Origin of the sequence: Mesorhizobium sp. (genome assembly GCF_004962245.1) — a bacterium.
Classification (GTDB): domain Bacteria; phylum Pseudomonadota; class Alphaproteobacteria; order Rhizobiales; family Rhizobiaceae; genus Mesorhizobium.
In genome coordinates, this window is the sequence record NZ_SUHQ01000067.1 from 1 (window position 1) to 9989 (window position 9989).

The following is a 9989-nucleotide window of genomic DNA, read 5'->3' on the forward strand; positions in this document are numbered from 1 at the left end:
AAGATTTCGTTGCGACCACCACCTACGACTATCTGCAGCGGGCGACGCCGCTGACAGAAGTGGAGCACGTGATCTCGGCCGTCGCCGCCGACGAAATGGCCGCCCGCCGCTTGATGATCCGGCCCGGCGACCCCTGCCTGCTCCTGCATCGGCGGACCTGGTCGGGCGCGATTGTCGCCACCGTTAACAAGCTCACCTATGTCGGCAGCCGCTATTCGCTGGGCAGCCGCTACGCGCCCTCGCCCGCCGTATGAGCAACACATAGTGGACAATCCACCAGATGATCATCGTGAGTTGGGCATGGTCGTCATGGCCGGTCGGCACGCCACCCGAGTCGCGACTCGATGCGGCGGGCACTTGTCTTGACCATCGCAATCAAATCGGGATTCTCCTGCTTCAGCTTCACGTCAGGGACAACGATCGAGATCGTCGCACGACAGGCCCCTTGGTTGTCACGAATGGGAGCCGCAATGCAGGCAACGGAGAAGTCCGATTCGCCGGCCTGGATCGACAAACCCTGCTCCAGCGCCGCCGCGGCCGCTCGTGCGAGCACATCCTTGTCGGTCTCGGCGCGTCCGGTGGGAGAGGCGATCGCAGATCGGGCGAAAATGGCGCGGCGTTCGGCTTCCGGCAAGTGGCCGACGAGCAGCCGGCCCGACGCGGTCCAGTTCAGGGGTGTGCGGGTACCGACGCGAGAGGTGACCTGAAAATGATCTTTGCCCTCTTCCATGGCAAGAACGACCATATGGTCACCGTCACGTCCGCATAGCTGGATTGTCTCTTTTGAACTCTGCGCCAACTCGTGCATCTCCTGCGTGGCGACGTTGAGCAGGTCCAGCGTGCGAGCATAAGTCAGCCCGTACTGGTAGAGCCGCGGGCCGAGCCAAAGCAGGCCGCCGTCCTTGCGGTCCAGCAGTTCCTTCTCGACGAGATCGTCGACGATGACGTAGATGGTCGACAGTGGCGCGCCGATGTCATGCGCAATCTCATATGCGGTGGCTGGCCGCCCCTGCTTTTGCAGATAGTCGAGTATTTGGAGAGCGCGATCGATACCGCTGGTGCGCGAGCGGCGGGGTTCTCGCGCACCTTCGGCGGGATTCAGGTCCAGGTCGGTCGCTGTCGTTGGCATGGCATTCCCAGCATTGATTTTCGCGTGCACTGTAAGGCAGCAAAGGCATTTGCCACAGCCCCTCTCAATCCGGCCAGTTGAGGATCGCAGCCTCGCGGGCCATGAGACGCTCGGCCAGTGGTGTGGCGATGATCGCATTCGACAGGCGTGCGCCATCGAGTTCCTCGGCAAGCCGAGTCGCTACGACGAATTCTTGGTCGGGATGCAAGTTACACGGGTCGAGGAAGAAATAGCCGTGCTCGACTTCGTGATCGCGGACGATCACCGGCCGGCTGCCGGTGGCCAGCCGGTCGGCCAGGTCCCAGGCCGTGATGCGGGCCTCGGCCGCATCGACCGACACCTTCAAGCGATCGAGCGGATTGCCGGTCGGGTCGGGTACGATGGCGACGGTAACGCCGGGCCGCCCCTCGAGTGCTTCCACCCAGCAGTCGAGTGCTCGGCGTTCCCGTTTGCGAATGCCGTCATGGTCCCGCGTTTTCCAGGCCTGGAGAGCAGCGAGCGCGCCAACGATGCCTTCCTTCCCAACCTTCATGCCGCGCCCGATGCCGCGGTTCTGCAAATAGACGTCGCGCACCCGCGCCTTCGAGCCTGCGACGATACCGGATGTCGGGCCGCCCAGGAATTTGTGACCCGAATACAGCACCAGATCGGCCCCGCTCGCAAGGAGGCCCGTCAGGTCATATTCGGACGCCGCGTCGACGATGACCGGGACGCCCCGTGCGTGGGCGCCTTCAACGAAGATCTTCAGCGGGATTTGCCCGTACTCCACGACATGATGCGATACGACATAGACTGCGGCAGCAGTGTGCGCCGTGATGGCGCCGGCGAGTTGATAGGCCGAGGCGCTGGTTGCCTGGCCGATCGGCACGACCTTGGCGCCGGCGAGACGGATCGCCTGTTCGATCGGCGCGCCATAGCTGACCATGTGGCCGGACTGGATGACGACCTCGTCTTTGAGGCCGGTAGCATCCGGCAGCTGTTCGATCGCGGCGAGGTCGGGGCCGGTCATGCTAGCCGCTACCGCCAGGCTGATTGCGGCTGAACAGGAAGCGGTGATGAAACCTGCCTCCGCGCCCGTCAACTCGGCGATCACGGTGCTGGCCTTGCGATGCAGATCGGCGATTTCGACAAATTCGGTGAGAATGCCGGACACTGCCTCGACAGCCGCGGGAACGACAATGGAGGCGCCGAGCGAGGTCATCGTGCCCGAAACATTGATGACGGGCCTAAGGCCCAAGTGGCTACGGATATCGTCGACAGGCATGGTCTTGTGCTCCAGCTGTTCGTAATCTGATCAATCGATGGCAATGACGGCTTCGATCTCGACGCTGATCCTTCCCGGCAGCGAACCGTGGCCGACCGCAGAGCGGGCGTGGGTGCCGCGTTCGCCGAAAACATCGATGAGCAGGTCCGAGCAGCCGTTGATGACCGCGGGATGATCGGCGAAATCCGGCGTGGCGTTGACCATGCCGAACAGCTTGACCACGCGCCGCACGCGGCGCAGATCGCCGAGCGCTGCGTGCATGACGGCAATGAGGTTGATGCCAGTCAGCCGCGCATGGGCATAGGCCTGATCGACCGTCACGTCAGCGCCGACCTTGCCGGTGTAGTAGCGGCCGTCGGCCTCGTAGGGCCCTTGGCCGGACAGGAACAGCAGCTTGCCCTCCTGCACATGTGTGACAAAGTTGGCGATCGGCTGCGGTGCCTCTGGCAGCGTTATTCCAAGCCCAGTAAGCCGGTCGTAGGGCGTGCTTTCCGGACGCGTCTTGAGTTCGGAAAAAGTCATATGCAAACTCCAGTCAAATCGTTCTTTCGTTGTGCCGGATGCAGGCCACATGATGCCCGTCGCCGACATGGTCGAGAGGCGGGATGATCCCTGCGCAGGCGGCAATCGCCTCCGGACAGCGGGTGCGAAAGACGCAGCCGGAAGGCGGGTCTATCGGGCTTGGAATGTCGCCGTGCAAGGCGACGTGGGTGCGTCGGCGGGTCGGGTCGGGCGCCGGTGCAGTCGCCAGCAACGCCTTGGTGTAGGGATGTCGCGGCGCGGCGTAGAGGAGACGGCTCGGGCCACGCTCCATGACGCGGCCGAGATACATTACCACCACTTCGTCGCAGAGGTATTCGACCACCGAGAGATCGTGCGCGATGAACAGGAGCGTCAGGCCGAGCCGCTTTTGCAACTCACCGAGCAGATTGAGCACCTGCGCCTGGACCGACACGTCGAGCGCCGAGACCGGCTCGTCGGCGACGATGAATTCCGGCTCGACGGCGAGCGCGCGCGCAATGCCGATGCGCTGGCGCTGACCGCCGGAGAATTCGTGCGGATAGCGCGAGGCGTGATCGGGCGACAGGCCGACCAGCGTTAGCAATTCGGCGACCCTGTCGGCACGGCGCTTGCCTCGCGGAAAGCCGCGTGCATCGAGCGCCTCGCCGATGATGGCGGCAATGCGCATGCGCGGGTTGAGACTTGAGAATGGGTCCTGGAACACGATCTGCAGCTTTTGCCTGTATTTGCGCATCTCGCGTGCGGACAGCGAAAAGATGTCAACGCCGTCGAACAGCGCCTTGCCTCCGGTCGGCTCGACCAGTCTGAGGATGGCGCGCCCGGCGGTGGTCTTGCCGGAGCCAGACTCACCGACCAGCCCAACGGTCGAGCCGCGTCTGACGTCGAAGCTGACATTCTCAACAGCATGGACGATGCGGCCATTGCGGGCGGGAAAATGCTTCGTCAGACCCTGCACGCTGAGCAGTGGTGCTGCCTTGGCACTGTCGGGCAACACGGCGCTCACAGCTCCGCGCTCCGGATGCAACGGGAAGCGCCTCGCGGCCCGGCCGGCGTCAAGGGCGGCGGCGCCACGCGACAAGGCGCAATGGCGAAGTCACAGCGCGGCTCGAAGGCACAACCCGGCGGCAGCGCTGTGATCGGGGGCACGCTGCCGGGAATGGAGTAGAGCGCCCGGCGTTCGCCATCGCCACCGATGTCGCGCGCGGCATTGGGCGTGCAGGCCAGCAGCCCCCTCGTGTAGGGATGGCGTTGATGCGCGAACAGATCGTTAACTGGTGCCTGCTCGACGACGCGGCCGCCATACATGACGACGACCTCATGGGCGATCTCGGCGACGACACCGAGATTGTGGGTAATGAAAAGGATCGACATGCCCATTTCGACCTGCAGGCGGCGCAGAAGATCCAGGATCTGCGCCTGGATGGTGACGTCGAGCGCCGTGGTCGGCTCGTCGGCGATCAGCAGCGACGGATTGCAAGCGAGTGCCATGGCAATCATCACGCGCTGGCGCATGCCGCCGGACATCTGGTGCGGATAGTCGTCGAGCCGCGAGACGGCGTCCGGAATCTCGACGTGCTTGAGCATAGCGAGCGCACGGTTGCGCGCTTCCTGCCGGCTGACCGGCTCGTGCAGCACGATCATCTCGCCGATCTGGTCGCCGACCGTGTAGAGCGGGTTGAGGCTCGTCATCGGCTCCTGGAAGATCATCGCGATTTCCCGGCCGCGTATCTTGCGGAATTCCTTCTGGGTCAATCCGGCGAGGTCATGGACGTGCTGCTGCCGGTCGCGGAACAAGATCCTGCCACTGGCGATCCTTCCGGGCCGGGACAGCAGGCCCATGATCGACAGGCTGGTCACTGATTTGCCGGAACCGGATTCGCCAACCACGGCCAGCGTTGCGCCACGCTTCAAGTCGAAGGTGACGCCATCGACCGCCTTTGCGGTAAGGCGGCGGGTCTGAAACCAGGTTCGCAAATCCCGGACCGACAGGATGACGTCGCTGGCGATCGCGCCGGTCATGATTTCCACCCGCAATGCGGACAGACGTGTACACTGCCCGCAGAACCTTCCGGCGGCACGTGGCGGTGGGCAACGATCGCCTCGGCGCCGAGGATGGCGTGGCGCGGCTCGAACAACCGGTGCAGCGTGCTAGTCGCCCCTTGCGAATCCTTCACAGTGAGGTCGTGGTCGACGAGGTCGAAGAGAGTGAATTCCGCTGGCCTGCCCTTTTCCAGCAGCCCGTCCGAGCGCAATTGGATGGCGCGGCGCGGCGCCGTCGTCGAAGCTGCCACAACATCCTCGAATGCCATGCCGAGCGACAGCAGCTTCGACATGGTTGTGGCCATATCCCACACTGCGCCATCGAGCGAGCGGTTGTGCAGATCGGTCGAGATCGTCTTTGGTGGCAGACCGCGCCCGAGCGCCGCCTTGGCGACATCGAAGGAGAAGGAGGCGCCGCCATGGCCGACATCGAGCACAATGCCGCGCTGCGCTGCATCCTCGGCGAGGCGGTAAAGATCGTCGTCCTCGATGATCGAGCCGCCGGCCTTGCCATTGAAGCAATGGGTGACGATGTCGCCTTCGGTCAGCAGGCCGAGAACGTCGTCATAAAGTGGCGGCGGCTCGCCGACATGCACCATCAGCGGCAGCTTGAGGATGCGGCAGAGCTTCTTGGCCAGCCGAACCGGTGTCAGGTCCCAGCCGCCGGTAATGACGTGGCTGGCGCGCACTTTCAGTCCGACGATGACGTCGCGGTTGGCCTCGACGGTGGCAATGGTGCGGTCGATGTCGATCGAGCGCATGTCGATCAACTCACTGACGCGATTGCAGGCGACCAGGCCAATCGAGCCAATATTCAGGAACGCATATATATTCTCCCGCGCCGGCTCCATGATGAACTCGCGAAAGCCGTGGAAATTGGCTTCACCGGCCGAGCCGGCATCGACCATCGTTGTAACGCCGCGGGCGGCGCCGCATTGCTGCGGCCGCAGCGAAATGTCGGTCCCGCCATACCAGACATGGACATGGAGGTCGGTCCAGCCGGGAGACAGGAACGCACCGTTCGCCTCGACTATCTCCACATCGTCACCGGTGGTGATCGTCGAACCGGTTTCGGCGATGCGGCCGTCCCTGTCGATCAGGACGTCGATGGTCTGGCCAAATCCGCCGCCGAAGCCGACCGGCTTTGCGCCCTTGATCAGCAGTGGTCTTTCGGTTTTGGAAAAGCGATTGGCGAACATCAGATGCCCTTTGCCAGACGAGGATCGAGAAGATCGCGCAGGCCGTCGCCGACAAGCTGCAGCGACAGCACGGTGATGACGATGGCCGCGCCCGGAAACATCATGATCCAGCCGGCCTGATCCATGTATTGACGGCCGGTGGCGATCATGGTGCCCCAGGTCGGGATATCGGGCGAGATGCCGACGCCGAGGAAAGAGAGGCCGGCCTCGGCAAGGATGGCATTGGCGAAGATGAATGTGCCTTGCACCAGCAGCGGCGAGGTGACGTTGCGCAGCACGTGCCGCACCAGGATAACCGGCGTCGGCACCCCGAGTGCGCGGGCCGCCTCGACATAGGGGAGTTCGCGAATGACCAGCGTCGAAGCGCGCACGACGCGGGCAAGCCGCGGCGCGTAGACGATGCCGAGGGCGACGACGACATTGACGGCGGTGGCGCCAAGTGCCGCCACAAGCGCGATTGCGAGCAGTATGTCGGGAAAGGCCATCATGGCGTCGATCAACCGCGACACCGGCGCGTCGAGCTTTTTGAAGAAGCCGGAAGTCAGTCCCAAAACGATGCCGATAATCGACGAAAAAATGACGACGGCGAAGCCGACGCTCAGCGAGGTGCGCGCGGCGTAGAGCATGCGGGTCAAGATATCGCGCCCGAGATCGTCGGTGCCGAACAGGTGATCGAGGCTCGGCGGATGCAGCCGGCTGGCAATGGAGAGCTTGGTCGGAGCGTAGGGGGCGATGGCTGGTGCGAGGATGGCGGCGAGCACGATAACCACCAGCACGGCGACACCCACCGCCGCCGTCGGCCGGGTTATCAGTCGCGAAAGGATATTAGGCTCTGCCTGAAGCGGCACCGAGATCGCAGTCATCAGTAGCGCACCCTGGGATCGACGGCCAGATAGAGCATGTCGATGGCGAAATTGACCAAGACATAAAGCCCGGCGATGACCAGCAGCGCGCCTTGGATGACCGGATAGTCGCGCCGCAAAACGGCCGAGACGACCAAGCTGCCAACGCCTGGCAATCCGAATACGGTCTCGGTCACCACCGCCCCGGAAATCAGCAGTGCCGCGGTCAGGCCAATCACGGTGATGATGGGGATCAGCGCATTCTTGAAGGCGTGCTTGAGGACAACGCGCCATTCGCTCATGCCTTTGGACCGGGCGGTCCGTACATAGTCGTCATTAAGCACGTCGAGCATCGAGGCACGGGTAAAGCGGGTGATCAGTGCCGAGCTTACGAGGCCGAGCGCCAGCGCCGGCAGCACCAGATGGTCAAGCCGGTCGGCAAACGAAGCTCCCGGTCCGCCATAGCCGGACGTGTCGAACCAACCGAGCTTCACGGCGAAGAATTGGATGAACAAGAGGCCGAGCCAGAAGCTCGGCACGCTGGCCGCGAACATAGCGATGGTCGTCGCTGCTTGGTCGAAGATCGAGCCGCGCTTGTAGGCCGACAGTATTCCGACCGGCAGCGCGATGAGCGTCGCGATCATCAGGGCGAAGACGGTCAGGAAGAAGGTCGGTTCGGCGCGCTGGGCAAGCGCGGTGGTGACCGGCTCGCCGAGGAAGATCGACTGGCCGAAATCGCCTTGGGCGATATCGAAAACATAACGTCCGAACTGTTCGAGGATCGAGCCGTCGAGCCCGAGCTTGGACCGCAGCGCAGCGATATCGGCGGCCGTTGCCTCTGGCCCCAGCATGACCGCCGCCGGATCGCCGGGGGTCACCCGCACTATGACGAACACAATCGTCACGACCAGTGTCATGACGACCATCATGCCGAGAAGTCTGTTGAGGATCGAGCGCAGCATCAGCGTTCATACCATCCCTGAGCAATTATCGATCGGTTTGCCGGGCGCCGGCTTGTCGGCTGGCACCCGGCAGTACGTCCCCGCCTGAGGCGACAGGCGGGAGGAGCCGCCTCAGTTGCCTTCCAGATAGGCGTTCCAGAAATAGGGCCATGGCGCCGGCGTCACGCCTTTCAGCTTCGACGCCTGGGCGGCCAAGGCGTTGAAGTCGCCGACCTTGAAGGCGGGGACCTCGTCGTAGATCGCCTTCTGGACATCTGCGAACAGCGCGACGCGCTTGGCCGGATCGGATTCGGCGTTGAAGGCCTCAAGCACCTGGTGCTTGCGGTCCGAAACCCACCAGCCTGGCGAGGCATCCGACATGATGCCGGTCAGCGACGGCTCGGGCAGGAACGGGCTGTGGGTGATGTAGATGTCCCACAGCGCCGGGTCGGTGCGATTCTTGGTCAGCGTCGCCCACTCGACCACGTCGAGTTGGACCTGGAAGCCGGCGGCCTTGAGATACTCGGCCGCGACCTGCGCCATCTTGTAATGAAACTCGTACTGGCGGCTCGTGAGGATACGCAACGGCTTGCCGTCATAGCCGGCTTCCTTTAGCAGCGCCGCAGCGGCTCCGGTGTCGCCATCTGGCTTGTAGGCTTCCGTACCGACGTCTGTATGCCAGGCAAAACCTTCCGGATACATGTCGCCTTCGACAGCGAAGAAGTCTTTCGATCCGAAGGCAGCCAGCAGCATGTCGTTCGGCGCCAGCGCCGCTTGTATCGCCTTGCGGATGCGAATGTCGGAATTCAACCCCTGCTTGGTGTTCAAGACGAACACCGGCCAGCCGAACGGCTTCAGGATAACCGGCTGGGTCTTGCCACCCGAGATCTTGTCAAAGGACTCGACCGGCAGCGAGTCAACATAGGCGAACTGGCCGGCGACTGCGCCTTCGACGCGGGTGTTCGCATCGGGAACCGGCACGAAGCGGATTTCGTCGAGATACTGCTTCCTGGCGCCACCATAGCCGTTGGGTTCCCCGTCGCGCGATTTGTAGCCGTCGAACCGGGCAAGCTGGATGTATTGGTCGGGCTTGCGGTCCTTCAACGTGTAGGGGCCAGTTCCGACGAAGCTGGTCAGCGGCTCCTGACCGACGTTTTCCGAGGGAATTATGATCGCGGCAGCATTATTCAGCGACAGCAGCGACAACAGCGGCGCGAACGGCTTTTTCAGGGTGATCTTGACTGTGTGGTCGTCAACGGGATCGATTGCGGCAATGACTTCGGCTGCTTGCTTGCCGCGCGTGGCAATTTTCATCCAGCGCTGCAACGAGGCGACCACGTCGGCCGAGTTCATGTCGCTGCCGTCTTGGAATTTTATACCGGTTCTGAGCGGGATGGTGTAGGCGAGGCCGTCCGGCGAAATCTGCGGCATGTCGGCGGCCAGCAGCGATGTGATGCCCCAATCCTTGTCGAAGGTGTAGAGCGTCTCGTAGATGTGCTGCGTGACGATGCCAACCAGGTCGGCGGTCGAGGCCATCGGATCGAGCGTCGGCGGTTCTCCAATTGTCGCCACATCGATCACCCCACCTTTCGCGGGCTCGGCACACGCAGCGCCCGCCGCCGGCAGCATCAGCGCGGCGAGCGAAGCGACGATTTGCAGGAAGCGCTTCATCTTGGTTCCCTTCGCTGTATTCCATATTAATGGAATTTATATCTTAGTTACGGATCAAGTAACGCATCCGGACCAGATAACGTCAAGCCTTTTCCTGCCGCCAACGTCGCAATGATGGGCGCGTCGCCAACGGTCTTGCGCCCGATCGGCGGGCTGGCTGCGCTCATCCTGTCGCGGCCCGGCGAGAGACTGATCCTCGTCGCCGACCGCAATGCGGCGCGTGCGGATCTTGTGGCCGAGGTGACCGATGCGACCATCGTCGACCTAGACGCCCTGTCCCGCGATCCTAACCTGCGCATGCCCTGATCGAAATCAGGAACATCGCCGGCGAGATCGCCGCGCGCGGCGGACGCCACAGGGCCGAGGTCGTCATCGTCGAGA

General features: G+C 63.3%; 11 protein-coding genes. 1 reads left to right on the forward strand and 10 read right to left on the reverse strand.

The window, feature by feature from the left end:
* The coding region (locus tag E5X88_RS32945) for a UTRA domain-containing protein (protein WP_292168394.1) at window positions 1–254 on the forward strand (254 nt) is incomplete at its 5' end.
* A 53-nt stretch (window positions 255–307) separates the two neighbouring features.
* On the opposite strand, the gene E5X88_RS32950 is transcribed toward E5X88_RS32945, so the two are convergent.
* From E5X88_RS32950 to E5X88_RS32995, 10 genes are all read right to left on the reverse strand, one after another.
* Complete coding sequence (locus E5X88_RS32950) at window positions 308–1129, reverse strand: IclR family transcriptional regulator (protein ID WP_292168396.1); 822 nt, start codon at window positions 1127–1129, stop codon at window positions 308–310.
* A gap of 64 nt (window positions 1130–1193) precedes the next feature.
* Window positions 1194–2393 (reverse strand): aminotransferase class V-fold PLP-dependent enzyme, encoded by a 1200-nt coding sequence (locus E5X88_RS32955; RefSeq protein ID WP_292168397.1) that lies wholly within the window; start codon window positions 2391–2393, stop codon window positions 1194–1196.
* A 30-nt stretch (window positions 2394–2423) separates the two neighbouring features.
* Complete coding sequence (locus tag E5X88_RS32960) at window positions 2424–2915, reverse strand: RidA family protein (RefSeq protein ID WP_292168399.1); 492 nt, start codon at window positions 2913–2915, stop codon at window positions 2424–2426.
* A gap of 13 nt (window positions 2916–2928) precedes the next feature.
* Window positions 2929–3909, reverse strand: a complete 981-nt coding sequence (locus E5X88_RS32965; protein ID WP_292168410.1) for an ABC transporter ATP-binding protein — start codon at window positions 3907–3909, stop codon at window positions 2929–2931.
* Window positions 3910–3914: 5 nt separating this feature from the next.
* The gene (locus E5X88_RS32970) at window positions 3915–4934 is read right to left on the reverse strand and encodes an ABC transporter ATP-binding protein (protein ID WP_292168401.1); all 1020 of its coding nucleotides are present in this window, start codon (window positions 4932–4934) and stop codon (window positions 3915–3917) included.
* Window positions 4931–6154 carry an amidohydrolase/deacetylase family metallohydrolase gene (locus E5X88_RS32975; protein WP_292168402.1) on the reverse strand — a complete coding sequence of 408 codons (1224 nt, stop codon included), beginning with the start codon at window positions 6152–6154 and terminating at the stop codon, window positions 4931–4933. Before E5X88_RS32975 ends, E5X88_RS32970 begins: the two co-directional genes overlap by 4 nt.
* Complete coding sequence (locus tag E5X88_RS32980) at window positions 6154–7017, reverse strand: ABC transporter permease (RefSeq protein WP_292168404.1); 864 nt, start codon at window positions 7015–7017, stop codon at window positions 6154–6156. The genes E5X88_RS32975 and E5X88_RS32980 overlap by 1 nt, the downstream gene beginning before the upstream one ends.
* The gene (locus E5X88_RS32985) at window positions 7017–7958 is read right to left on the reverse strand and encodes an ABC transporter permease (RefSeq protein WP_292168405.1); all 942 of its coding nucleotides are present in this window, start codon (window positions 7956–7958) and stop codon (window positions 7017–7019) included. Before E5X88_RS32985 ends, E5X88_RS32980 begins: the two co-directional genes overlap by 1 nt.
* A gap of 111 nt (window positions 7959–8069) precedes the next feature.
* Complete coding sequence (locus E5X88_RS32990; RefSeq protein ID WP_292168412.1) at window positions 8070–9566, reverse strand: ABC transporter substrate-binding protein; 1497 nt, start codon at window positions 9564–9566, stop codon at window positions 8070–8072.
* 89 nt (window positions 9567–9655) lie between these two features.
* Window positions 9656–9989 (reverse strand): hypothetical protein (locus tag E5X88_RS32995; protein ID WP_292168407.1); only part of this gene is annotated, 334 nt, incomplete at its 5' end.

Excerpts from the sequence above, each read along its gene's own strand:
- E5X88_RS32950 (WP_292168396.1), bottom strand. The coding sequence starts at position 1,129 with ATGCCAACGACAGCGACCGACCTGGACCTGAATCCCGCCGAAGGTGCG.
- E5X88_RS32955 (WP_292168397.1), bottom strand. The coding sequence starts at position 2,393 with ATGCCTGTCGACGATATCCGTAGCCACTTGGGCCTTAGGCCCGTCATC.
- E5X88_RS32960 (WP_292168399.1), bottom strand. The coding sequence starts at position 2,915 with ATGACTTTTTCCGAACTCAAGACGCGTCCGGAAAGCACGCCCTACGAC.
- E5X88_RS32970 (WP_292168401.1), bottom strand. The coding sequence starts at position 4,934 with ATGACCGGCGCGATCGCCAGCGACGTCATCCTGTCGGTCCGGGATTTG.
- E5X88_RS32975 (WP_292168402.1), bottom strand. The coding sequence starts at position 6,154 with ATGTTCGCCAATCGCTTTTCCAAAACCGAAAGACCACTGCTGATCAAG.
- E5X88_RS32980 (WP_292168404.1), bottom strand. The coding sequence starts at position 7,017 with ATGACTGCGATCTCGGTGCCGCTTCAGGCAGAGCCTAATATCCTTTCG.
- E5X88_RS32985 (WP_292168405.1), bottom strand. The coding sequence starts at position 7,958 with ATGCTGCGCTCGATCCTCAACAGACTTCTCGGCATGATGGTCGTCATG.
- E5X88_RS32990 (WP_292168412.1), bottom strand. The coding sequence starts at position 9,566 with ATGCTGCCGGCGGCGGGCGCTGCGTGTGCCGAGCCCGCGAAAGGTGGG.